Source organism: Aurantimonas coralicida DSM 14790, from assembly GCF_000421645.1.
GTDB lineage: Bacteria > Pseudomonadota > Alphaproteobacteria > Rhizobiales > Rhizobiaceae > Aurantimonas > Aurantimonas coralicida.
Genome location: NZ_ATXK01000001.1, coordinates 726,563 through 748,986, shown reverse-complemented (window position 1 = coordinate 748,986; position 22,424 = coordinate 726,563). Strand labels below are relative to the sequence as shown.

General features: G+C 67.8%; 22 protein-coding genes. 5 read left to right on the top strand and 17 right to left on the bottom strand.

What is annotated here, in order from left to right; all coding sequences use genetic code 11:
• Positions 1-13: 13 nt before the first annotated feature.
• The 8 genes from H536_RS0103505 to H536_RS0103470 all read right to left on the bottom strand — a co-directional run bounded on the left by H536_RS0103505 (position 14) and on the right by H536_RS0103470 (position 9,172).
• Positions 14-1,648 (bottom strand): class I adenylate-forming enzyme family protein, encoded by a 1,635-nt coding sequence (locus H536_RS0103505; RefSeq protein ID WP_024349145.1) that lies wholly within the window; start codon positions 1,646-1,648, stop codon positions 14-16.
• Positions 1,645-2,298: an ABC transporter ATP-binding protein gene (locus H536_RS0103500; RefSeq protein WP_024349144.1), complete on the bottom strand. Its 654-nt coding sequence runs from the start codon at positions 2,296-2,298 to the stop codon at positions 1,645-1,647. Before H536_RS0103500 ends, H536_RS0103505 begins: the two co-directional genes overlap by 4 nt.
• A gap of 3 nt (positions 2,299-2,301) precedes the next feature.
• Positions 2,302-3,057, bottom strand: a complete 756-nt coding sequence (locus H536_RS0103495) for an ABC transporter ATP-binding protein (protein WP_024349143.1) — start codon at positions 3,055-3,057, stop codon at positions 2,302-2,304.
• Positions 3,054-4,055, bottom strand: coding sequence for a branched-chain amino acid ABC transporter permease (locus H536_RS0103490; protein WP_024349142.1), 1,002 nt, complete (start codon positions 4,053-4,055; stop codon positions 3,054-3,056). The genes H536_RS0103495 and H536_RS0103490 overlap by 4 nt, the downstream gene beginning before the upstream one ends.
• Positions 4,052-4,948, bottom strand: coding sequence for a branched-chain amino acid ABC transporter permease (locus H536_RS0103485; protein ID WP_009208447.1), 897 nt, complete (start codon positions 4,946-4,948; stop codon positions 4,052-4,054). Before H536_RS0103485 ends, H536_RS0103490 begins: the two co-directional genes overlap by 4 nt.
• 80 nt (positions 4,949-5,028) lie before the next feature.
• Entirely contained in the window at positions 5,029-6,342 is a 1,314-nt protein-coding gene (locus tag H536_RS0103480; RefSeq protein ID WP_024349141.1) for an ABC transporter substrate-binding protein, read from the bottom strand.
• 59 nt (positions 6,343-6,401) lie between these two features.
• Positions 6,402-7,235, bottom strand: a complete 834-nt coding sequence (locus H536_RS0103475) for a FadR/GntR family transcriptional regulator (RefSeq protein ID WP_024349140.1) — start codon at positions 7,233-7,235, stop codon at positions 6,402-6,404.
• A 308-nt stretch (positions 7,236-7,543) separates the two neighbouring features.
• Positions 7,544-9,172: a CHASE domain-containing protein gene (locus H536_RS0103470; protein ID WP_024349139.1), complete on the bottom strand. Its 1,629-nt coding sequence runs from the start codon at positions 9,170-9,172 to the stop codon at positions 7,544-7,546.
• 297 nt (positions 9,173-9,469) lie between these two features.
• Here H536_RS0103470 and H536_RS0103465 point away from each other — a divergent pair, with 297 nt between their 5' ends.
• On the top strand, positions 9,470-9,793 hold the full coding sequence (locus H536_RS0103465) for an NIPSNAP family protein (RefSeq protein WP_024349138.1): 324 nt from the start codon (positions 9,470-9,472) through the stop codon (positions 9,791-9,793).
• A gap of 20 nt (positions 9,794-9,813) precedes the next feature.
• On the opposite strand, the gene H536_RS0103460 is transcribed toward H536_RS0103465, so the two are convergent.
• From H536_RS0103460 to H536_RS0103440, 5 genes are all read right to left on the bottom strand, one after another.
• Positions 9,814-10,746, bottom strand: coding sequence for an AEC family transporter (locus tag H536_RS0103460; protein WP_024349137.1), 933 nt, complete (start codon positions 10,744-10,746; stop codon positions 9,814-9,816).
• Between the two features lie 108 nt (positions 10,747-10,854).
• The gene (locus H536_RS0103455; protein ID WP_024349136.1) at positions 10,855-12,375 is read right to left on the bottom strand and encodes a tripartite tricarboxylate transporter permease; all 1,521 of its coding nucleotides are present in this window, start codon (positions 12,373-12,375) and stop codon (positions 10,855-10,857) included.
• Positions 12,375-12,848, bottom strand: coding sequence for a tripartite tricarboxylate transporter TctB family protein (locus H536_RS0103450; protein WP_024349135.1), 474 nt, complete (start codon positions 12,846-12,848; stop codon positions 12,375-12,377). Before H536_RS0103450 ends, H536_RS0103455 begins: the two co-directional genes overlap by 1 nt.
• Positions 12,849-12,909: 61 nt before the next feature.
• Positions 12,910-13,893 (bottom strand): Bug family tripartite tricarboxylate transporter substrate binding protein, encoded by a 984-nt coding sequence (locus H536_RS0103445; protein ID WP_024349134.1) that lies wholly within the window; start codon positions 13,891-13,893, stop codon positions 12,910-12,912.
• Positions 13,894-14,014: 121 nt separating this feature from the next.
• The gene (locus H536_RS0103440) at positions 14,015-14,920 is read right to left on the bottom strand and encodes a dihydrodipicolinate synthase family protein (protein ID WP_029702660.1); all 906 of its coding nucleotides are present in this window, start codon (positions 14,918-14,920) and stop codon (positions 14,015-14,017) included.
• A gap of 193 nt (positions 14,921-15,113) precedes the next feature.
• Between H536_RS0103440 and H536_RS0103435 the strand changes: the two genes are divergently transcribed.
• The 3 genes from H536_RS0103435 to kdgD all read left to right on the top strand — a co-directional run bounded on the left by H536_RS0103435 (position 15,114) and on the right by kdgD (position 17,964).
• Complete coding sequence (locus H536_RS0103435; protein WP_029702659.1) at positions 15,114-16,103, top strand: 2-hydroxyacid dehydrogenase; 990 nt, start codon at positions 15,114-15,116, stop codon at positions 16,101-16,103.
• Between the two features lie 169 nt (positions 16,104-16,272).
• Entirely contained in the window at positions 16,273-17,016 is a 744-nt protein-coding gene (locus H536_RS0103430; protein WP_051141490.1) for a FadR/GntR family transcriptional regulator, read from the top strand.
• Positions 17,017-17,073: 57 nt separating this feature from the next.
• Positions 17,074-17,964 (top strand): 5-dehydro-4-deoxyglucarate dehydratase, encoded by an 891-nt coding sequence (gene kdgD / locus H536_RS0103425; protein WP_029702658.1) that lies wholly within the window; start codon positions 17,074-17,076, stop codon positions 17,962-17,964.
• A gap of 75 nt (positions 17,965-18,039) precedes the next feature.
• Here kdgD and H536_RS0103420 read toward each other — a convergent pair whose 3' ends face one another.
• Genes H536_RS0103420 through nthA form a run of 3 tightly spaced genes read right to left on the bottom strand, consistent with a single transcriptional unit; the run spans position 18,040 to position 19,749 of the window.
• A complete protein-coding gene (locus H536_RS0103420) occupies positions 18,040-18,432 on the bottom strand; it encodes a nitrile hydratase accessory protein (RefSeq protein ID WP_029702657.1) in 393 nt (130 codons plus the stop codon).
• Positions 18,419-19,081, bottom strand: coding sequence for a nitrile hydratase subunit beta (gene nthB, locus H536_RS0103415; RefSeq protein WP_024349130.1), 663 nt, complete (start codon positions 19,079-19,081; stop codon positions 18,419-18,421). The genes H536_RS0103420 and nthB overlap by 14 nt, the downstream gene beginning before the upstream one ends.
• Complete coding sequence (gene nthA, locus H536_RS0103410; RefSeq protein ID WP_024349129.1) at positions 19,078-19,749, bottom strand: nitrile hydratase subunit alpha; 672 nt, start codon at positions 19,747-19,749, stop codon at positions 19,078-19,080. The genes nthB and nthA overlap by 4 nt, the downstream gene beginning before the upstream one ends.
• Before the next feature lie 277 nt (positions 19,750-20,026).
• Between nthA and H536_RS0103405 the strand changes: the two genes are divergently transcribed.
• Positions 20,027-21,391, top strand: coding sequence for an aspartate aminotransferase family protein (locus H536_RS0103405; RefSeq protein WP_024349128.1), 1,365 nt, complete (start codon positions 20,027-20,029; stop codon positions 21,389-21,391).
• A gap of 74 nt (positions 21,392-21,465) precedes the next feature.
• On the opposite strand, the gene H536_RS0103400 is transcribed toward H536_RS0103405, so the two are convergent.
• On the bottom strand, positions 21,466-22,368 hold the full coding sequence (locus H536_RS0103400) for a hydrogen peroxide-inducible genes activator (RefSeq protein WP_024349127.1): 903 nt from the start codon (positions 22,366-22,368) through the stop codon (positions 21,466-21,468).
• Positions 22,369-22,424: the final 56 nt, after the last annotated feature.

Sequence of the window (22,424 nt, the reverse complement as noted above, 5' to 3'; positions counted from 1 at the left end):
CCTCGAACTCGCCTCAGATGTCCCGGGCGGCGTCGGTTCTGGCCTGTTCGCGCAAGGGGGCCTTCATCAGCTTGCCATTGGCGTTGCGGGGCAGGGGATCTGTGGTGAAGACGAAGCGGTCGGGGATCTTGTAGTCGGCGAGGCGCTCGCGGCAGAAGGCTGCTAGAATGGTTTCGTCGATGTCGGCGTCGCGGCGGTGGACGAAAGCCTGGACCTTCTCGCCGAGGACGGGGTCGGGGTAGGGCACGACGGCGACTTCGGCGACCCCGGGGTGGAAGGCGAGGACGTTCTCGACCTCGGCGCTGAACACCTTGTAGCCGCCGCGGTTGATCATGTCCTTCAGGCGGTCGTGGATGAACAGATAGCCGGCATCGTCGAGCCGGCCGACATCGCCGGACCGCCAAGCGCCGTCGATAAAGGATTCGGCTGTCTTCTCCGGCAGGTTCCAGTAGCCCGGCACGACCATCGGCCCGCCGATCCAGATCTCGCCGGACTGACCGCGCAGGACCTCGTGTCCCTCGCTGTCCATAATGCGGATGTCGGCGCCCGGCACGGGGGCGCCGACGCCGGCCGGGCGGGCGATCTGGCCGCCGGCCGGCATGATCGTTGCGGGCGAGGTGGTCTCGGTGGCGCCATAGGCCTGGACGAGATCGAGATTGGGCAGAAGCTGCGCCACCCGCTCGATGGTCGCGACCGGCATCGGCGCGCCGCCGAAGGAGCCGACCCGCCAGTGGCTGAGGTCGTGGCGGGTGAAATCGGCGCGCAGCAGGCAGAGATTGTACATGGCCGGCACCATCATGGTGAAGGTCATGCGCTCGGCCGTCGCCAATGCGAGAAAGGCATCGGCCTCGAACCGGGGCATCATGACCACGGCCCCGCCGACGCCGAGCAGGGCGAAGACATTGGCGATCAGCCCGGTGACGTGACTGGCCGGCACGGCGACGATGGTGCGGTCGGCCGCGGTCAGTCGCATGCAGTGGCGATAGACCAGGCAGGAATGAACGATGTTCAGATGCGTGAGCATCGCCCCCTTGGGGTTTCCGGTGGTGCCGGACGTGTAGAGGATGACTGCAAGATCCTCCTCGGCAAGCGGCACCGACGGCGCAGCTGTCGCGGGCGCCTGCGGGGCCGTGGCGAGGATCTCGGCGAAGGAGTCGCGGGCGTCGCCGGTGGCATTCGGTTCGGCGCCGATGGCCAGCCGGCGCGCGCCCTCCGGCAGGCGGTCGGCGAGCTCGGCCTCGCAGATGGTCAGCGCTGCGCCGCAATCGGTGAGGATGTAGGCGAGCTCCGGCGCGCTTGCCCTTGTGCTGAGAGGCACGATGACGATCCCGGCCCGCACCGCGCCGACGAGCGCGGCGACGAATTCCCAGCGATTGCCGACGAGAAGGCCGACCCGATCGCCACGCGACATGCCCTTGGCCGCCAGGAGCGATGCGACCTGATCCGCCATGGTGCGCAGGCGCGCGTGGGAGATGCGGACGCTGCCGCAGATGACGGCGTCGCCGTGCGGATTGGCGGCGGCGGCTGCCGCCAGCATGGCATCGAGGTCGCCGGGACGGTCGGCAAAGGCACTCAGGGTGCGATCGCCGAAATGCGGCTCCTGCCGCAGGGCCGGGGCGTCGGGCCAGAAGAAATCGTCCCGGCTCACGCGGCCGCGTCCATGGCGTTGGCACCCCGCTCGATCCCGAAGACATGGTCGAGGACAGTGTGCGAATGGGTCATCTCCGACATGCTCATGACGATGGAGAGCTTCTCGCTCTTCAGCGCCGAGATGACGTCGGACAGGCGCTGTGCCAGTGCCGGCGCGACACCCTCGAAGGGCTCGTCGAGCAGCAGCAGCCGGTGCCCGGCGGTCAATGCCCGGCCGAGCGCCACCATCTTCTGCTGGCCACCTGAAAGCTGCAGCGCCTTGCGCTTGGCCATGTCCTTCAGTTCGGGCATCACCTCGTAGACGAAGTCGAGCCGCGCCTTGCCGTCGAGGCCGGAAATGACCCAGCTCGGCAACAGCATGTTCTCTTCCACCGACAGTTCGGGGATCAGGCCGCGGGTCTCCGGCATGTAGCCGATGCCCTCGGCGGCGCGCGCGTGGACCGGCTGCTTGGCCATGTCCTGCCCGTTGAAGCGGATGCGGCCCCTGGAGACGGCGGCGATGCCCATGATGGCGCGCATGACGGTGGTCTTGCCGGCGCCGTTGCGGCCGGCCAGCCCGACCATGGCGCCGGGCTCGACACTCATCGAAAAGCCGCGCACGGCCTCGACGGGGCCGATCTTCACCTGGATGTTTTCTAAGGTCAGCATGGTCTACCTCGCCGTTCCGGTGACGAATTCCTGGACCTTCGGGTCGGCAAGAACGCGTTCGGGCGTGTCGTCGGCTATGATGTCGCCGGAATAGAAGGCGAGCACCCGGTCGGCGTAGCGGGTGACCACCTCCATGTCGTGTTCGACGAAGATCACCGCCGCCTTTTCGCCGGCGAGCGCCGCCATCACGCGGTCCATCAGCGGGAACTTCTCCTCCGAGGAGACGCCCGAGGTCGGCTCGTCGAGAAGCAGCACCCGCGGCTGGCTGACCAGCGCCATGGCGATGTCGATCAGCTTGCGCACGCCGCCGGGCAGTTGCTCGACCGGCTGGTCGGCATAGTCGGTGAGGCCGAAGCGGGCGAGCATCTCCAGGGCGCGATCGACGTTCTGCCGGTCGTGGACCGGGCGGAAGAAGGACGCCTTCTGTTTCGACGCGATGGTGCCGGCGACGATCAGATTGTCGACCGCGGTCATGGATTCGCACAATTGCGGGATCTGGAAGGAGCGGCAGACGCCCATCCGGCTGATGCGCCGCGGCGAGAAGCCGACGACATTGTCGCCGTAAAGCAGGATCTCGCCGGAATCCGGCTTCATGTAGCCGGTGACCATGTTGACGAAGGTGGTCTTGCCGGCACCGTTGGAGCCGATCAGCGACAGGCGGGCGGCGGCCGGAACCTGCACGTCGAGGTCGTCGGCGGCGATGACGGCGCCGAAGGCCTTTTTCAGCCCCTTCACGTGGAGGACGATCTCTTCGCTCATCGGGCTGCCTCGCCTTCGAGGGACGATACGGGCTTTGCGTTGCCGGGGCGCTGCGTCTCGGCGCGCTTGACCGGGCGGGCCCAGAGCGAGCCGAAACCCTTCGGCAGGAACAGGATCACCAGCAGCAGGAAGATGCCGAGGGCCATCTGCCAGCTGTCGGGGAAATACTGGTTGGCGAAGGAGCGCACGAGTTCGGTCAGGAGCGCGGCCCCGAAGACGGCGATGACGCTCATGTAGCCGCCGAGAATGGCGATGAAGACGACCTCGCCGGAGGTGGTCCAGTAGCTGAAGAACGGGTCGATATGGCCGAGCGCCAAGCCGTTCAGCGTGCCGCCGAGGCCGGCCAGCGTACCGGCGATGATGAAGTTGCGCTGGGTGACCGAGAACACCGAGGCGCCGAGATATTCGACCCGCAATTCGTTCTCGCGGGCGGCCAGCGCGACGAGGCCGGGACCGCTGTCGAAATACATCCGGCAGAGAGCGGCGGCCAGCGCCGCCACGCCGACGGCCACGCCGTAGAGGGCGAAGTCGGATGCCGCCTGCGCCGGGGCGAAGCCGAGGAAGGTCGGCTCGGGCACGTTGAAGCCGTCGGAGCCGCCGATGGCAGTGGACTTGGCGAGGACGCCGTAGAGCACCATCGACAGGGCCATGGTCAGCATGGCGAAGAAGATGCCGCGATAGCGTGCCACGAGCGGCGAGATGATCGCCGCGACGAGGCCGCCGGCCAGCCCGCCGACGGCGAGAAGCACGAAGACGTCCTCGATGCCGACATGCAGGGCGACGAGGCCGGCGACATAGGCGCCGACGCAGTAGAACATGCCCTGGCCGAAGGAGACGAGCCCGCCGCGCATGAGCGTGACGATGCCCAGCGCCACCAGCCCGAAGGCGGCGACCTTGGTCAGGGTGAAGAGGAGCCAGAGCGGCAGGACGGCGCCCAGTGCGATCAGGGCGATTGCGGCCACGAACGCGACGGCCAGGATACGGGTCGTGGTGGTCATATCTTGCGTGCCTGAACCGGAGTGAAGAGGCCCTCGGGCCGGAAGATCAGCACGATGACCATCACCAGATAGATGATGAAGATCTCCGCTTCCGGCGCCTCGTAGACGGCGAAGGATCGGGCCAGCCCGACGATGAGGGCGCCGATCGCCGCGCCGGGAATGGAGCCGAGACCGCCGATGATGACGACGGCGAAGCTGACGACGATGACGCTGACGCTGATGCCCGGCTGCACCGAGATGAGCGGGCTGGTGAAGGCGCCGCCGAGGGCCGCCAGGAACACGCCGAGGCCGAAGGCCAGGAGGTAGATGCGGGCGATGTTCACGCCCATCGCGGCGCTGACCTCGGGCTCGTTGATCACCGCGACGGTGACCTTGCCGATGCGGGTGCGGTGCAGGCCGAGCCAGACGCCGAGGCCGCAGACGATGGCCAGGCCGATCAGTGCGAGGTCGTAGCCGACATAGAAGAGGCTGCCGACCTCGACATTGCCGAGGAGGTTGCGCGGCTCGAAGACGTAATAGGGGTCGACGCCGAAGACCATCTTGGTGGCGTCCTCGAGGATCAGGAAGACGGCGTAGGTGACGAGCAGGATCAGGACTTCGTCGCGGCCGTAGAACAGCCGCAGCAGGCCGCGCTCGATGAGCGGAGCGATGACGATGGCGACCGCCAGGGCGGCGATGAACATGGCGATCAGGCTGAAGGCGGGCGGCAGGCCCCAGCTGGCGAAGAAGGGCACCGCGACGGCGGCGCTGTAGGCGCCGAGCGCGTAGAGCCCGCCATGGGCGAAGTTCAGGATGCGCAGGACGCCGAAGACCAAAGTCAGGCCGAGCGCGACGATGAACAGCCACGAGGCGTAGATCAGGCCGTCGAGAATGATGGTGAGGACGATGTCCATCCGGATGTACCCGCTGCTTTACGACGCTGGTATGCGGACCGGGGCGCGAGGCCCCGGTCCGGCGATGGTGGGCGCGAGGATCAGTCGCACTGGGCTCCCTCGAAGCCGCCATTGATCCAGTCGAGACCCTTGACGTCTTCCGGTGCGTTCACGCAGCGGGCGGGAAAGCGGATGACGTCGCCGAGGATGATGTCACCCTCGTCGTTCTTGACGGTGCGGCCGAAACCGATCTGCTGGATCGCCTGATGACCGTTGCCGTTGGTCATCTCGATCAGGCCGCCGGGGCTCTCCCAGCTCAGGCCCTTCATGGCGGCGGCCAGCTCGTCGCTGTTCGGCTTCTTGCCGCCATTCTCGGCCATCGCCTTTTCGACGGCGGCCTTCAGGCCAAGGATCGCCTGCGCCATGCGGTAGGGCGCCTGGACCGGGAAGACATCGTATTTGGTCTCGTAGATGTCCTTCCACCAGGTATCGAGTTCGCTCTCGGGGGCCATGTAGCCATAGGCGCCGCGGGCCCCGATGATGACGCCCTCGGGCATGGTGTTGCCGAGCGGCGGCAGCACGTGGTCTGAGGCCGACAGCACGGCCTGGCTGCGCTGGAACAGGCCGCGCGGCAGCGCCTGCAGGATCAGCGCCTGGAGGTCGCCGCCCCACAGCGAGGAGTGCACCACGTCGGCGCGTTTCTGCATCAGGGCCGAGATCTCGGTGCCGTACTGGCCGGCGCCGAAGGCCGGGAACAGCTCGGCGGTGACGGTCGCGTCCGGATAGACCTGGCTCATCGCCGCCTTGAAGTCGGCCCAGCTGTCCTGTCCGAAGGCATAGTCCTGGTTGATGCCGGAATAGGTCGAGACCTCTTCGCCGAGCGCCTTCAGGTAGAGGGCGAGGCCGACATTATCCATCGTCGCGTTGGCGGCGGTGCGGAAGACGTAGTCGTAGTCGTTCTCCTCGAAGATGCGGGGCGTGCCGCAATCGTAGAGGATGGTGAACTGCTTGAGCTCGTCGGCGACCGGCGCGACGGCGAGACAGTCGCCCGAACCGACATAGCCGACCACGGCGTCGACCTTCTCGCGCTGGACGAGATTGCGGTACTCCTGGACCTGGGTGGTGGCGCCGCCGGCCTCGTCGAGCACCACGGCCTCGATGGTCATGCCGCCGAAGCCCTTGGTCGCGTATGGCGCCGGGGCCTCGCCGGCATTCAGCTTCTCGATCAGCACCTGGCCGCCGTTCCAGGCGGGTACGCCGAAGCTCTGCGCAGCCTGGCCGGACAGGAAGGTCACGACGCCGATCTTGAACGTCTCCTCCTGCGCCGCGGACGGGGCCGCCCATCCGACGACGATGGCGGCGGACATGACGCCGGCGAGAAGCCGGGCCGTCCTGGATTTCGGGGTCTTCGACATGAACACTTTCCTCCCTTTGCTGCTTGTTTGCGCTCAAGGCCGGGCCGCAATGGTCCGGCCTATCGTCCCTGTGTGCCGTCCGCCGCGCTCTCCTCTCCGACCGGCGCGCCGGGATCGAGCCCGGCCACCAGCCATCCGCGGCGGAAGTCCTCGATATGCCGGCGCATCCACAGGACGGCGTCGGCGACGCTGCCGGCCTTCAGGGCGTCGAGGATCGCCGCATGGGCGGTCACCAGCCGATGACCGGCACCGGGCAGCTTCGGCAGCATCCGCTCATTGGCGGGGAACAGCAGCATCGCCGCCGGCTCGCGGGCGAGCTGCCATGCGATGTTGCCGGTCGCCTCGGCAACGAGCGCGTGGAACTCGATGTCCCAGGCGGTGAGGATCTCGCCCGCCTCGACCGCTGCCCGGGTGGCCTGCACATTGGCTTCCAGCGCGGCGATCTGATCGGGACCGATCGCCCGGGCCGCTTCCCCCGCGGCGGCCGGCTCGATGGCGTGCAGCAGCGCCCACAATTCGTCGAATGTGACGCGCTGCAGAAGAAGCGCGCGGCTGGCTCGGGTGCTCAGGTCGCCGGCCCGGGGCGCGGCGGCATAGAGCCGGCGCCCGTCACCGCGCTCGGCCAGGCCGCTTTGCTCCAGAAGGCGCAGGCCTTCCCGCGTGGTCGAGCGATGCACGCCGAACTGGGCGGACAATTCGCTCTCGGTCGGCAGGCGGTCGCCGAGGCGCAGACGGCCATCCAGAATGGCCCGCTCGATGCTCTCGAAGACCAGCCGATAGGTCGGCGTGCTCTCGACGGCCGAGAACCGGGTGTCCGTCTGCTGCGATCCGTCCGGCTCTCCCAGGCTGGACGGTCCGGCTGCGACGGATCGATGCGACGCGGGCGTCGTCAATCCAGTCTTCCTCCCTGTGGGCCTTTGAGCCCGGCGACGGTTTCCTCATCCGTCTTGTTTGTCGGACAATCCGTCTTTGCCACAGGTCGGTCAAGTAACCGTCAGTCATAAATCCGCATTGCACCGCACTTGCTGCGTTGCGAATTTGCGTTCGTAAGGAGTGGTATTCCCCTGACCGAAGAGGAAGTGCAGTTTCTGCTGCGACGCACTTGCGGCAGTGCACGCATGGCGTGATTTATGTTGTGGCGGACGGGGGCAGGCGCGGCGGCAGGGGCGGGCGAGGGGGCAGAGAGGCCCGGCGGTTCGCGTCAGCCGTGGATCCGCATCGCCGGAAAGCGCAGCCGGACGGTGAGGCCGCGTGCGCCGAATTCGCGACCGATCCGGCCGCCGAGCTCGCGCTCGATGTTCATGTTGATCAGGCGGGTGCCGAAGCCCTTGCGGGCCGGTTCGAAGGCGGTGAAATCCTTCTTGCCCTGCTCGATCCAGTCAATCGCGACCTCGTCGCCCTCGCGCCACCATTCGACCCGCAGCGCACCGTCCCCATCGGCGACCGAGCCGTATTTGAGGGCGTTGGTCGCCAGTTCGTGGAAGGTCAGGCCGAGCGACTGGGCCGCCGTCGCATCGACCTCGATGGTCGGGCCGGCAAGGGTGCAGTTGCGCATGTCCTCGCCGAAGACCTGGCCGAGTTCGGCCGCCAGAAGATCGCCGATGCGGGCGAGCTTCCTGTCGGATTCGGTGAGGAGTTCCTGCGAGGTCGTCATCGCCGCGAGCCGGGCGCTGAACGAGGCCATGAACGCGTCGAGATCGGCCGAGTAGCGCGCGGTCTGGCGGGCGATCGCCAGGATCCGCGTGATCGAGTTCTTGATACGATGGTTCATCTCGCGCAGCAGCAGATCCTTCTGATCGAGGCTGCGCGCGTTGGAATCCGCCAGGGCGGCAACGGCTTCGGCGCGCCGCGTCTGCGACAGGACAAGCAGCGCCATCAGCACCGACAGTGCCACGCCGACAAGCGCGAGCAGCAGGGCCGGCAGGTCCGAGGCGGTGCGGGGAAACGCCGTGCCGGGCGCAAGTTCGATGACCCAGCGGCGGCCGGCAAAATCGACCTCGCGGACCGTGGCGAAATCGGTCGCGAGGGTCGAGCTGCGCGCCTGGCCATAGGCGACGAGCAGCCGATCCGGCGCGACCTCGGTGTCGTAGACCTTGGCATGGACCGGCAGGTCGCGGCCGGCGGCAAGTGCAGCCGAGACCAGATCGCCCGCCCGGAACGGCGCATAGACGAAGCCGCCGGTGCGGCGGATGGCGTCGCCCTCGTCGTTGCCGTCCTCAGCCTCGCGCAGCGGCAGGTAGACGAGGAAGCCCGTCTGCCGGTTCTCGTCGATCTCCTGGACCAGCTGCACCGGCGCGGTGGCGGAGGGCCGGGACGTGCGGGCGGCGCGGCGCATGGCGTCCCGGCGCGTTGCATCGGAGAACATGTCGAAGCCGATCGCCGCGAAGTTGCGGCGGTCCTGCGGCTCCAGCAGCAGGATCGGGGTGCGGACCGCCTGGTCGGTCTCCACCGGCCAGACACCGCGGTCGAGGCCATAGCTCGCCGCGATGGTGCTGGCGGTCTCGCCGGTCTGGGCGACCGCGATGGCGTCGGCAAAGCCGATGCCCTGGATGCCGTCGTAGCGGCCATCGAGATCGAGCTCTCCAACGAAGGCGGCGAAGCTGTCGCGGTCCCGTCCGGCATTGGCGACGCCCATGTAGGCGCGGGTAGATTCCAGGAGCGAGACATGCAGGTCGAGGCGGCTCTCGATGCGACCGACCGCATCGTCGGCGAAGCTCTCGAAGCGCAGCCGGTCACTCTCCGTGCTCGACCGCCAGACGAGGGCCGCAAGCGCGAGCGCGAAAGCGCAGGAGACGACCAGAATGGCCGCCGGAACGAGATGCTTGCGCAAGAGGCGAGACCCGGATCGGAGCAGATCGGCTTCCCTATAGTGCAGCTCTCGCGGCGGGAAGTGTGATCCGGCCCCTTTTCGGCCAAAAAACGTCCTTCGTAAGGCTGAAAGCGGCGGTCGCCGGTGCGGCGGGGCTTTTCCCATGCTGGCGGGGCACCCAAGGAGGCGATGTTGCGGGGCGCGGGGCGTGGCCGACGCCTTGGCATGGGGCTGCCAACCGGTCAGAAGGAAGCCGGGCGGGGGACGGGAACCGAACGGATCCCGCGTCCATGATCATAGCAAGAGGGAGGAGCCGCAATGCTCTACGACGTTCGCACCTACAGCTGCCGGCCGGGCACCATCAAGAAGCATCTGGCGCTCTACGAGGCGCATGGCTACGGGCCGCAGAGCCGGCATCTGGGCGAGCCGCTGGCCTACATGGTCACCGAAACAGGCCCGGTGAATTCCTACACCCATATCTGGTGCTATGACGACGCGGCCGACCGCGAGGCCCGGCGCGCCGCGCTGCAGGCCGATCCGGACTGGCAGGCCTATCTCGGCAAGAGCGCCGAGGCGGGATATCTGGTGAGCCAGGAGAACAAGCTGATGACGCCGGTGGCCTTCGCCCCCGCCAAGCGCTGAGCCTGTCCCGTTGCCGGCCCTCACGCCGTGAGGAAGAGGGCCAGCAGCGGGATCGTCACCAGCGACAGGATGGTCGAGGCCAGCATCATGGTCGAGGTCCGGTCGATCGCCGTCCGGTAGGCGGCGGCCATCATCACGGCGTTGATGCCCGGCGGCAGGCCGGCTGCGACGACCAGCGGCGCCAGCACCTCCCGCGTCATGCCGAGGGCCGACCCGACGCCGAAGACGACCAGTGGCAGGAGAACCATCTTGCCTGCCACCCCTACGGCGCTCGTTGCGACATTGCCGCGGATTTCCTGGCCGTGAAGACCGGCGCCGATGATGATCAGCGCGATGGCCGGCATCGCCGCCTTGAGCATTCCCGTGAAAGCCTGCAGCCAGCCGGGAACCGGCAGGCCTGTGCCGCTGACCACGAGACCGACGACGATCGACAGGAGGATCGGGTTGGCAAGCTGGTTGCCGAGGGCGCCGAGAAGCGAGCGCCGCGGCCCGTCGGCGCGCTTCGTGCCTTCCATCAGCATCACCGTCGGGGTGATCAGGGCGGCCGCATGGATGGTGATCAGGGCGGTGAGGACGACCAGCCCGCGGTCGCCGAACAGGATGCCGATCACCGGAATGCCGACGATCGCCAGGTTCGAATAGACCGCCCCGAAGGCGAGGACGATGCGTTCGGCGCGCCCGGTTTCGGGCCGCAGCATCAGCGCCGCGTAGATGACCAGGGCGGTGACGGCGATGCTGCCGAAATAGACGCCCCAGACTTCCAGGTTCAGCACCTCGCCGACATGGATGGAGGACACCGTCAGGAACATCGTTCCCGGGATCAGCACCCAGAATGCGAGCTTGGTCAGCCCGTCGAGGCCGTCCGGCGTCAGGATGCCCCGGCGCACCAGCAGGTAGCCGACGGCAATCAGAAGGAAGATCGGGGCGAGCCGGTCGACGAGCGACAGGAGCATCGGGTTACCGTGTCTGGCCGGATATCCGGACCGCGGGGCGAACGACCGACGCCGCAGACCCGTGGTCCGCGGCGTTGGTGGTTGCGATGATCAAAATGGGGAGGCGAGTCAGGAGGCCGTTGCCGGCGTTCGGGGTGGCTTGATCACCATGAAGTAGAAGAAGAGCGCCGTCAGCACCAGAAAGAACAGGCTGTCCGGACTGGTGAGGAAGGTCGTCGGATCGCCCTTGGCCAGTTGCAGCGAGCGCCGCAGATATTGCTCGAGATCCGGCCCCAGAATGAATCCGAGCAGCAGGGTGACCGTCGGATAGCCCGCCGTGCGCAGGAAGAAGGCAATGATGCCGAAGACCAGCGCCAGCAGCATCTGGAAGCTGGAGAAGGTGGCGACATAGCTGCCGACCAGCGCGACGACGGCGATCGAGGAATAGAGCAGCGCTTTGCGGATCGAGACGATGCGGACGAAATACGGCCCGAGCAGATAGAGCGTCACCGGGATCAGGATCAGCGCGCTGACGAGGAGCGAGGCGAACATCGGCGCGATCATGTCGATCTGGTTGTCGAGCAGGCGGGGCCCAGGCTGCAGCCCGTTGATGATCAGGACGCCGAGAACGATGGCGGTGGTCGGGTCGCCGGGAATACCGAACATCAGCATCGGCACGAAGGCGCCGCCGCACATGGAATTGTTGGCGGTCTCAGCCGCGGCGATGCCCTCGCGGCTGCCCTTGCCGTAGAGCTCGGGCCGCTTGGAGCGGCGCATGGCGTCGGCATAGGACACGAAGGACGCCATCGAACCGCCGGCCCCGGGGAGAACGCCGATGAAGAAGCCGATGATGGCGCTCTTCAGATAGGTCCAGACGCCGATCTCGCGGATCTCGGCGAGGAAGGGCACGAAGTCGCGGCGCCTGATGGCGAGCCTGGCGACATGGTCCTTGTCCACGGTGCGGGCATGCATGACGTCGCGGGCCTGGATCAGCAGCTCGCTGATGGCGAAGGTGCCGATGACGACGGACATCAGCCCGATGCCCTCGACCAGCGTCGAGGTGCCGAAGGTGAAGCGTGCCACCGGCTGCATGACGTCGATGCCGATGGTGGCGATCATCACGCCGAGGGCGGTGGTGACGACGCTCTTGGCGATGGCGCCGCGCTGGGAGATGCCGATGACGACCAGCGCGAAGAGGATCAGCGAGAACTTGCCGGGCGTCTGGATGAGCAGAGCGAGGCTTGCGGCGACCGGCGTGAACAGGATCAGGAAGATCGCGCCGATGGTGCCGCCGATCATCGAGCCGAGGGCGGCATGGCCGAGCGCGTTGGCGCCGTGCCCCTGCTGCATCAGCGGATAGCCTTCGACGCCGGTCATCATGGAGGAGGGCGCGCCGGGGATGTTGATGGTCGTGGCAGTGATGCTGCCGGCATACATGCCGGACATGAAGATGCTGGCGCACATGACCAGCGCCGCGGTCACGTCGAGGCTGTAGGTGATCGGCAGGAGGAGGGCGATCGCCAGGACGGCGGTGAGCCCGGGGACGGCGCCGAAGAAGGTGCCGATCAGGAAGCCGACGATCATGTAGAACAGGACGGTCGGGTCGGTCAGCGCGGCGAAGCCGCCGAGAATATGGAGCGCGAATTCCATTACAGCCACTCCGTCAGGGTCGGCAGCCGGACATGGAAGAAGACCTGGAACAGCAGGTAGAAGACGGCGGTGATGACGGCCGCGTAGACCAGCCGCCAGAGGATGTTGGCGTCCATGCGGAAAACGTGGAGCAGCGCGAAGACGTAGAGCAGCGTCGACAGCGCGTAGCCGAGCGGCTCGAAGACCGCGATGTAGATCGCCGTCGCCGCGACCACCAGAATGGCCGGCCGCAGGTTCAGCGGCTCGCGCGGCGCCTCGTCGTCGGCGGGCGCGGCGCGAACGATGTTCAGCGCGACGGCGGCGAGGCCGAGATACATGACGACGCTGATGACGATCGGCAGGAAGGACGGGCCGACGAGGCCCTCGTCATATTGCGGCCGGATGCCCAGCGCCGCGACGAGATAGATCGTCGTGACGACGAAGAGCACGGCCGGCAGGATCAGCTGGCGGATGACGGTGGGCTTTTGCAGCATCGGATGTCCATGCGACAGGGTAGTGCGGCGGCGAGGCCGAGGCTTCGCCGCCGCACGGGGGTTACTGGGCGATGACGCCGTCAGCCTTCAGCTTGTCGAACTGGGCGAAGACGGCTTCCTGCTGCTCTGCGACCCAGTCGGTGACCTCCTGGGGGCCGAGCCAGCCGGGCGTCACGCCGACCTTGGAGACCCATTCCTGGAACTCCTCGCCTTCCAGCGCCTGTTGGTAGGCCTCGGCCAGTTTGGCGACGACGTCATCCGGGGTCTTGGCCGGTGCGGCGACGATGATGAAGCTGCCGGACCGCAGGTCGAGACCGGCGGACTTGGCATCAGGCACGTCGCTGTAGGTCGGGTTCGGCGCGTCGGAGAACTCGACCAGCCCGCGTGCGTCGCCCTCGTCGAGGAGGTTGGCGAAATCGCCGAGGCTGGTGACGGCGATCACGACCTCGCCCGACAGCATGGCCTCCTTCTGGGGACCGGCGCCGCCCGGATAGGGGATGAGGTCGAGATCGATGCCGGCGAGCTTCTCCAGTTCGAGCATCGCCAGATGGGTGCGCGAGCCGGTGTTCTGGATCGCCACCTTGACGTCGCCCGGCGCTTCCTTGGCGGCGGCGATCAGGTCGTCGATCGTCTGGTAGGGCGCGTCGTCGGCGACGATGATCGCGTCCGACTCGTTGGTCAGGCGGCCGATCATCTGCAGCTTGTCGAGCTCGTAGCCCGGCAGCAGCTGCTGGTAGGGCACGGTGATGACGCTGTCATAGGTCAGGACGCCGATCGTGTAGCCGTCGGGGCGCGCCGACATGACGTTCATGATGCCGTTGGCGCTCATGCCGCCTTCGACATTCTCCACATAGATGGTCTGGCCAAGCTCCTTCTCGGCGATCGCGCTGACCTTGCGCGAGATGCCGTCGGTGCCGCCGCCGGCGCCCCAGGGCACGACGAGGCGAATGTCCTTGGTGGGGTAGTCCTGCGCCGCGGCCGGCGCGGCGATGGCCACGATGGCTGCGGTCGCCGCCGTGGCGGCAAGGGTCCTGAGATGATGCATGCGTCTGTCCTCCCATGTTGAAACTGAAGGGGTCGCCCCCGCTTCGTCGATCCGGCGCCGCGTGCCGCCGGACCGTCTTCCCCGATTCCTGCGACCGTCCCCGCGGGGCGGCGCCCGGCCGTCAGGCGGCCTCGGCCAGCCGCGCCTCGACCCGTGCCACCAGCGCGTCGATCTCGCGATGGTCCTCGGCGGTCAGAGCGGGGCCGGGCTGACGCATGGTGGCGTGACGGATGGCGCCGCGTCGCCGCATGACCTCCTTGCGGGCCGCCACGCCCCAGAAGCCCATCGCCTCGTAGCGCAGCAGCGGCAGGTAGCGTTCGAAGAGATCGTTGGCCGCGTCCATGTCGCCCTGCGTGTGCAGGCGGTACACGCCCGACAGCATCTCCGGATAGGAAAAGCCGGCCATCGGCCCGTCGACGCCGCGCGCCAGTTCGAGCGGCAGATACATGGCGTTGTTGCCGGTCAGGATGGCGACGCGGCGGCCGCCGCCCTGGCGCAGGCGCGTGATCTTGTTGAGGCTCGGCAGGTCTTCCTGCTTGATCGCCTGGATCTGCGGGTGGCGCTCGACCAGCGACAGGATCGCCGGCACCGACATGCCGACATTCGTCGCGCCGGGGAAATCCTGCAGCACCACCGGCACGTCGCCGATGGCGGTGAAGACGTGATCGAAATAGCGGGCGAGTTCGTCGTCGGTGCGGATGCCGCTGGCTGGCGCGATCATCACGCCCGCGGCGCCCGCATCCATGACCTTCGCGGTGAGCTGGGAAAGCTGGGCGAGGTTGGGGCTGCTGACCCCGACAATGACCGGACGGCCGCCGGCGCGGGCGATGTAGCGCTTGGCGACGGCCAGCGATTCCGTCTCCGTCAGCTTGCCCGCTTCGCCGCTGACGCCCAGCACGGTGAAGCCGTCCGCGCCATGGCGGCAGTAGAAGTCGACCAGCGTGTCGACGCTCGCAAGGTCGATCCCGGCATCCGCGTCGAACGGCGTCTGGGCGACGATGTAGACGCCCTTCATGGCTGCGAGCATTGTGCCTCCCGGCGTGCCTCGAATTCGCATGGCAGATGCGGCGGCCCGTCTCCCTGCCGCTCATCATATGATCTCTTGCCGATGCCATATGATCACTGCATAAAGACACTGATGGTTCGGCCTGTCAATCGGCCGAGAGGTCACCGGCGGACGACGCTCGCGCGCCGCCGCCGGTGCAGCACAGCGGGGACGCATGGCCGACGCGATCGAAATCGTCTTTCACGGGCGCAACGCCGCCTCCTTCGTCGAGGGCTTCGACGCCCTGCTCGAGGTCGAGGCGACGATCCGGCGCGTGCCGGACGAGCCGGCGACCGAGGCCGATGCGGAGGCGCTGCGACAGGCCGACGTGATCATCGGTAATCGCTTCCAGGCTTCGCAGCCAAGGCCGGAGCGGCTGCGGCTCTATCACGTCTCGGCCACGGGCACCGACGGCATCGTCCTCGACGCGTTGCCGCCCGGCGCAACCGTCTGCAATTGCTTCGGACACGAGCCCGCCATGGCCGAATATGTGATGGCGGCGCTCCTGTCCCATCAGGTGAAGCTGTTCGATGCGGACCGACGCCTGCGCAAGGGCGAATGGCCCTATCGCGCCGGTGCGGCGGCCAATATTCATGGCGAGATCGGCGGCAGGACGCTGGGGCTGCTCGGCTTCGGCCATATCGGCCGGGCGGTGGCGGCGCGTGCGAAGGCATTCGACATGACGATCCACGTCGCCAATCGCAGCCCGGTGCCGGTAGCCGGCGACGTCGATGCCAGCCATGGCCTTGGCGACCTGTCGGCGTTCTACGCCGCGGCGGATTTCGTCGTCGTGTCGCTGCCGCTGTTGCCTGAAACGCGCGGTCTCATCGATGCGGCCGCCTTCGACCAGATGCGGCCGGATGCGGTGCTGGTGAATGTCGGGCGCGGCCCGGTGGTGGACGAGGCGGCGTTGTACGAGGCCCTGTCCCATCGCCGCATTGGCGGAGCCGTCATCGACAACTGGTACCGCTATCCGGAGGCCGAAGGCGACGTGACTGCGCCGTCCCGCTTCGATTTCGCGGCGCTCCACAATGTGGTGATGACCCCGCACATGTCGGCCTGGACGGACGGCACCATAAGACGGCGCCAGGCGACCATGGCGGACAACATCAATCGCCATTTCACCGGCCGGGCCTGCAGCAACGTCGTGCGGCCCGCCGGCTGAGCTCTCGCACAATTCACCGGAACGGCGGGCGTGCGACGAAAGCCGTGATCGTGGTCATCGACGCGGTATGTCATCATATGTTGAGGTGGCGACGCGCGCGAACTGCATGGCACGATGCAGAGCCGCAGATGGCGACCCCAAGGCGGATCGCAGGGAGGAAGCAGGCAGGGTGGTGACAGGACAAGCCAAGGACAGCCGGCCGCTGACGGTGCGCGTCACGGAGGAATTGCGCGAGCGGATCGAAGCCGGCGACTACGCCCCGGGCGACAAGCTGCCGACCGAGCCGGTGCTGGTCGAGCGTTTCGGCTACAGCCGGACGGTGATCCGCGAGGCAATCGCAGCCCTGCGCGCCGACGGCCTGGTGGAATCGAGGCAGGGCGTCGGTGTCTTCGTGCTGGGTCCGCGCCAGCGCGAGCAGCTGCCGACGCTGTTTGCGGATGCGACCGACAAGATCTCCGACATCATCGAGGAACTGGAGCTGCGGCTGGGCATCGAGGTCGAGGCCGCGGGGCTTGCGGCGCTGCGCAGTTCGCCGGCCCAGGAGGCAGAGATCCAGGCGCAGCTCGAGAGTTTCGAGCGGCTGGTGGCCGAGGGGCGCCCCACCGACAATGCCGATTTCGCCTTCCACATGACCATCGCCACGGCCACCAACAACCAGCGCTTCAAAGCGTTTCTGGAGCATGTCGGCCGGCGGATCATCCCGCGGGTCAAGTTTCGCAAGGCGATGGGCGGCATCGATCCGTTGCCGAACCGGGATGAACAGCTCCTGGCCGAGCACACGCAGGTGGCCGAGGCGATCTGGGCGCGCGATCCCGAGGCCGCCCGCGACGCCATGCGGCGGCATCTGCAGGGCGGCATCAAGCGCTACCGCGCCATCACCCGCGCAACCCGGCCGACGCCCGCCAGCGATTGACAGCAAGGCTCAAGTCATCATACGTCATCTGCGAGACGTCGTATGATTGGAGAGCCCATGTCGCCCAGTGAACTCAAGCGCCGGCTGGCTTCCGGCCTGCTGTCCTTCCCGGTCACGCATTTCCACGAGGACCTGTCGCTCGATCTGGACAGCTACCGCAGCCATGTCGAATGGCTGGCCGGCTTCGATGCTGCGGCGCTGTTCGCGGCCGGTGGCACCGGTGAGTTCTTCTCGCTGTCGCCGGAAGAGGTCGGCACGGTGACGGCGGCGGCCAAGGAGGTGGCGGGCGACGTGCCGATCATCGCCGGCTGCGGCTATGGCGGCGAACTGGCCCGCGACATCGCCCGGCGCGCCGAAGCCGCCGGGGCCGACGGCCTGCTGCTCCTGCCGCATTATCTGATCGGTGCGCCCCAGGAAGGCCTTTACCGGCACATCAAGTCGGTGTGCGACGCGACCGGGCTCGGCGTCATCGTCTACAACCGCGCCAATTCCATCGTCACCGCCGACACGCTGGCGCGGCTGGCGGATGCCTGCCCGAACCTCGTCGGCTTCAAGGACGGCACCGGCCAGATCGGGGTCGTGCGCCAGATCACCGCCAAGCTCGGCGACCGCTTCTGCTATATCGGCGGCATGCCGACCCACGAACTCTTCGCCGAGGCCTACAACGCCATCGGCGTGACCACCTATTCCTCGGCGGTGTTCAATTTCGTGCCGGAGCTGGCGCAGCGCTTCTACCGGGCGATGCGGGCCGACGACACGGCGACCATGGCGACGATCCTCGACGAGTTCTTCTTCCCCTTCGCCAAGATCCGCGACCGCGAGGTCGGCTATCCGGTGTCGATTATCAAGGCGGGTGTCGAACTGATCGGCCGTGGTTCCGGTTCGGTCCGGCCGCCGCTCACCGATCTGACGGCCGAGGAGAAGACGATGCTGAAGGCGCTGATCTAGCGCTCCTTCAACTCGCACCCTGTCCAGACCTGCCGGACGGCTCCGCGATCGCGGGGCCGTTCTGCGTCGGGTCGGTCAGTCGCGCTCGGTCGGCAGGCCGGCCTCGTAGCGGATCGGCGTGCCGTGGGGCGTGGCTTCGGCCGCGCGGTGCCAGACGGCCTGCGCGGCATCGACGGCATCGGCGCTTACCAGCGCCCGTGCTGCGAGGATCTCTTCGAGCGCCGCGAGCCATGCCGTGAAATAGGCGTCCGCTGTCGCTTCGGGCGAGGGGCCGGCGGCGGGCAGATTGGCGCAGGCCCGGCCGAGCGCGGCGGCCCAGTCGGTCCAGGCGAGGATGCCGCGCTCGTTCAGCGCGACGGTCATGGCGAAGGCCTTGGCCTGCCAGGGCGCGAAAAAGACGGGTTCACCCGCCGCGTCGCGCGGCAGGCCGGGCGAGGCCGCGGCGATGCCGGTCTCAGGCGTGCTCAAGATAGGGCTCCCAGGCATCGATGGAGACGGTGTCGCTCCGCGAGGCGTCGCCGCCCCACAACGTGAATGCGTCGAAAACCACCGTGTAGAGCCAGTGCGCGACATGGTCGTCGCCCTTGGCACTGGCGTCGGCGAAGACATGGAAGCCCTGTACCCGCTCGATGGTGCCGGTCTTTTCGCGGGCATAGGCGGGCAGGCGGATGTGGTGGCGCGGCTGCAGGTTCAGCGTGCGGATCCTGTCACCCGGCGCGAAGGCCGGCGTGCTGCCCTCAGGATCGCGGTTGGCCGGACTGCCCCTGGCGAGAGCCGGCGCAACGGCGTCGGCCTTCAGGACACGGTTCGGCGGCACGGTCAGGTCGAGGGGCCGGCCGGCGCGCAATTCGCGATAGCTGATGAGACCGTGGCGCAGGAGCAGCGTCTCGAGGCCCTTGGTCCAGATCTCGTAATAGGACGAACCGTAATAGTCGGCGGGGTGGCGATCCTCACGGGCGGCGCGGCTTTCGTCGATCGACCAATGGCCCATTGCGCCGGCGGCGAGCGTCAGGGCGAGGGCGCGACGCTCCCAGGGCGCATGGAACAGCGGTTCGTCCGCCTCCGGCGCGATGGGCCCGAAGCCGTGCCGGCCGCCGAGATCGTGCGGGCCGTTCATGCCGGCGTCTCCGGCGCGGCATGCGGGCTCAGGTCACGCTCGGTGCCGATCATGGAATTGCGGGTGACGAGGGCGGCCAGCGCCGCCGCGGACAGTCCCTCGGTACCGGCCGGGCGCTCGGGCACGACGAGGTAGCGCAGCTCGGCGGTGGAGTCCCAGACCCGCACCGTGACGCCCTCCGGCAGCGCAACGCCGAATTCGCGCAGGACGCCGCGCGGATCGGAGACGGCGCGCGAGCGATAGGGCGGCGACTTGTACCAGACCGGCGGCAGACCGAGGACGGACCACGGATAGCAGGAGCACAGGGTGCAGACGACGAGGTTGTGGCGCTCCGGCGTGTTGAACACCGCCTGCATGTGCTCGCCCTGGCGGCCGGTGAAGCCGAGCGAGGCGATGGCGGCGGTGGCGTCGCGCGCCAGCCAGTCGGCGTAGGCCGGGTCGCTCCAGGCCTTGGCGACGACGCTGGCGCCGTTGCGCGGCCCGACCTTGGTCTCGTAGGTGTCGATGATGGCGTCGAGGGCGTCCGGGTCGACCATGCCCTTCTCGATGAGGATCGTCTCCAGCGCCATGACCCGGGCGGTCATCGGGTCGAGATGATTGTCGTGATCATGGTCGTGGTGATGCCCGTGGGCGTGGTGATCACCGTCCCTGCCGTGCGATCCCGTCATGGTTCCTCCCGGATCTGTCTTCGCTGGCCTCGCCGCGCATCGACCGGTGTCGCGGCCTCGCGCCGGCGGCCGCGCTCCCTGCTGCGATGATAAGCCCGGCAGGGGGAATTACCAGCCGTTCCAGGACCCGTGCGCGAGCGTGCGGCGCATAGCGGACAGCGGCTCGCATTCCCCCGTTGACCCGGACGGGTATTGAGGCGCACCACAGGCCGATGGAGCGACGTGGCGGCGCAAGCACGGCCCGCCGCTCAAGCCCGATACCCGGAGTTCTGCACCCATGACCGTCCAGCCGAATTCGATCGAGGGACGCGATATCGCGTTCCATCTCCACAGCTACACCAATGCCCGCAAGCACGAGGCCAACGGGCCGATCGTCATGGAATCGGGCGAGGGGGTGCATGTCACCGACACCGACGGCAATCGCTATATCGAGGCGATGTCGGGGCTCTGGTCGGTGGCCGTCGGCTTCGGTGAACAGCGGCTGGTGGATGCCGCCGCGCGGCAGATGCAGAAGCTGAACTACTACCACACCTTCACCCACAAATCGCACGGCCCGGCCATCGAGCTGGCCGAGAAGCTGGTGGGCATGGCGCCGGTGCCGATGTCGAAGGCGTATTTCACCAATTCCGGCTCCGAAGCCAACGACACGATGATGAAGCTGGTGCGCTACCGCTCCAACGCGCTCGGCCAGCCGCAGAAGAAGAAGATCATCAGCCGGACCCGTGGCTATCACGGGGTGACGCTGGCCTCGGCGAGCCTGACCGGCCTGCCGAACAACCACCGCGCCTTCGACCTGCCGATGCCGGGCGTCCTGCACACGACCTGCCCGCATTACTGGCGCGAAGGCCGCGACGGCGAGAGCGAGGAGGCTTTCGCGACGCGCTGCGCCGAGGATCTGGACGCGATGATCCAGGCCGAGGGGCCGGACACGGTCGCCGCCTTCATCGCCGAGCCGGTGATGGGCGCAGGCGGCGTCGTGGTGCCGCCGGCGACCTACTGGGAGAAGATCCAGGCGGTGCTGAAGCGCTACGACATCCTGCTCGTCGCCGACGAGGTGATCTGCGGCTTCGGGCGCACCGGCCAGATGTTCGGCAGCCAGACCTACGGCATCGAGCCCGACATCATGACGCTCTCCAAGGCGCTGTCGTCCTCCTATCTGCCGATCTCGGCGCTGCTGATCAACGAGCGGGTCTATGCGCCGGTGGCCGACCAGTCCTCCGAAATCGGCACCTTCGGCCATGGCTATACGGCGTCCGGGCATCCGGTGGCGGCGGCCGTCGCGCTGGAAAACCTGAAGATCATCGAGGAGCGCAACCTCGTCGCCAATGCGCGCGAGATGGGCGAGCTCATGCAGGCCGGTTTGCGCACGCTCGCCGATCATCCGCTGGTGGGTGAAGTGCGCGGCGTCGGGCTGATCGCCGCGATCGAACTCGTCACCGACAAGGCCGCCAAGCTCTCCGCCCAGCCGCCGGGGGACCTGGCCGCGCGCGGCTTTGCGATCATGCAGAAGAACGGCGTCATCTCCCGCGCCATGGGCGATGCGCTGGCCTTCTGTCCGCCGCTGATCGTCGAGAAGCAGCATATCGACACCATCGTCGAGACCACCGCGCGCAGCCTCGACGAATTGCAGGCGAGCCTCTGAAGGCACGGCCTCGCACGTCACGACGGTCGGCCCCGCATCCGATCGGTGCGGGGCCGCCTGCGTCTGCGCTTGTGTCAGGCGGCGCCGGCCGGCGGCTGCGAACGGCGCAGAAGGTCGGCCAGCGCCTCGAAGTCGCGGCGGCGGGCGGTCGACGGACGGAAGGCGAGGGCGATGGTGCGGTAGGGCGTCGGCGCCTCGAAGGGCAGGATGGCGATGCCGCCGCTGCGGGTCTCGTCGGGAATCGCCATCTCGGGAATCAGCGTCGCTCCCAGCCCGCCCGACACCATGCGAAGGATCGTCGTCAGGCTGGTGGCGCCGAGCCCGGCCATCTCGCCGGCATCGGCGATGCGGCAGATGTCCAGCGCCTGGGCGCGCAGACAATGGCCTTCCTCGAGGAGAATCAGCCGCTCGTTGCGCAGCGCCGACAGGGGCACGGGCTGCGGCAGGCGCGAAGCCTCGGCGGCCGGCAGGGCCAGGTAAAAGCGATCCTCGAACAGCGCGATCGATTCGAGCAGCGGGTCGTCCAGCGGCAGCGCGACGACGGCGCAGTCGATCTCGCCGACCGCCAGATCCGCGACCAGCCGGTCGGTGACGCTTTCGCGAATCTCGCATACGAGGCTCGGATATTCGCTCGCCAGCGCCTGCAGGAAGGTCGGCAGCACGTAAGGGGCGACCGAGGCGATCATGCCGAGGCGCAGTCGGCGCGACAGCAGCGTCTCGCCGCTGGTCGCAAGGCTTTCCAGCTCCTGCATCTCGGCGAGGATGCGCCGTACCCGGGCGCCGATGAGCGCGCCGTCGCTGGTCAGGGTGACGCCGGAGGATGCGCGCTGGAACAGCGGTCCGCCGAAGAACTCCTCCATCTGGGCGATCTGCGCCGAGAGGGCGGGCTGGCTGATATTGAGGCGCTTGGCGGCCTGCCCGAAATGCAGTGTTTCGCTGAGCGTACTGAAATAGCGGAGCTGTCGGATGGTGAGCATGCGCGATAGGATAAACTGATTGGCGTCGCATGGAAATACGATTGGAGATTATGGGG

What these genes read in the sequence shown, in the direction of transcription:
- H536_RS0103500 (WP_024349144.1), bottom strand. Translation starts at nt 2,298, where the DNA reads ATGCTGACCTTAGAAAACATCCAGGTGAAGATCGGCCCCGTCGAGGCC.
- H536_RS0103495 (WP_024349143.1), bottom strand. Translation starts at nt 3,057, where the DNA reads ATGAGCGAAGAGATCGTCCTCCACGTGAAGGGGCTGAAAAAGGCCTTC.
- H536_RS0103490 (WP_024349142.1), bottom strand. Translation starts at nt 4,055, where the DNA reads ATGACCACCACGACCCGTATCCTGGCCGTCGCGTTCGTGGCCGCAATC.
- H536_RS0103485 (WP_009208447.1), bottom strand. Translation starts at nt 4,948, where the DNA reads ATGGACATCGTCCTCACCATCATTCTCGACGGCCTGATCTACGCCTCG.
- H536_RS0103480 (WP_024349141.1), bottom strand. Translation starts at nt 6,342, where the DNA reads ATGTCGAAGACCCCGAAATCCAGGACGGCCCGGCTTCTCGCCGGCGTC.
- H536_RS0103465 (WP_024349138.1), top strand. Translation starts at nt 9,470, where the DNA reads ATGCTCTACGACGTTCGCACCTACAGCTGCCGGCCGGGCACCATCAAG.
- H536_RS0103460 (WP_024349137.1), bottom strand. Translation starts at nt 10,746, where the DNA reads ATGCTCCTGTCGCTCGTCGACCGGCTCGCCCCGATCTTCCTTCTGATT.
- H536_RS0103455 (WP_024349136.1), bottom strand. Translation starts at nt 12,375, where the DNA reads ATGGAATTCGCGCTCCATATTCTCGGCGGCTTCGCCGCGCTGACCGAC.
- H536_RS0103450 (WP_024349135.1), bottom strand. Translation starts at nt 12,848, where the DNA reads ATGCTGCAAAAGCCCACCGTCATCCGCCAGCTGATCCTGCCGGCCGTG.
- H536_RS0103445 (WP_024349134.1), bottom strand. Translation starts at nt 13,893, where the DNA reads ATGCATCATCTCAGGACCCTTGCCGCCACGGCGGCGACCGCAGCCATC.
- H536_RS0103440 (WP_029702660.1), bottom strand. Translation starts at nt 14,920, where the DNA reads ATGCTCGCAGCCATGAAGGGCGTCTACATCGTCGCCCAGACGCCGTTC.
- H536_RS0103435 (WP_029702659.1), top strand. Translation starts at nt 15,114, where the DNA reads ATGGCCGACGCGATCGAAATCGTCTTTCACGGGCGCAACGCCGCCTCC.
- kdgD (WP_029702658.1), top strand. Translation starts at nt 17,074, where the DNA reads ATGTCGCCCAGTGAACTCAAGCGCCGGCTGGCTTCCGGCCTGCTGTCC.
- nthB (WP_024349130.1), bottom strand. Translation starts at nt 19,081, where the DNA reads ATGAACGGCCCGCACGATCTCGGCGGCCGGCACGGCTTCGGGCCCATC.
- nthA (WP_024349129.1), bottom strand. Translation starts at nt 19,749, where the DNA reads ATGACGGGATCGCACGGCAGGGACGGTGATCACCACGCCCACGGGCAT.
- H536_RS0103405 (WP_024349128.1), top strand. Translation starts at nt 20,027, where the DNA reads ATGACCGTCCAGCCGAATTCGATCGAGGGACGCGATATCGCGTTCCAT.
- H536_RS0103400 (WP_024349127.1), bottom strand. Translation starts at nt 22,368, where the DNA reads ATGCTCACCATCCGACAGCTCCGCTATTTCAGTACGCTCAGCGAAACA.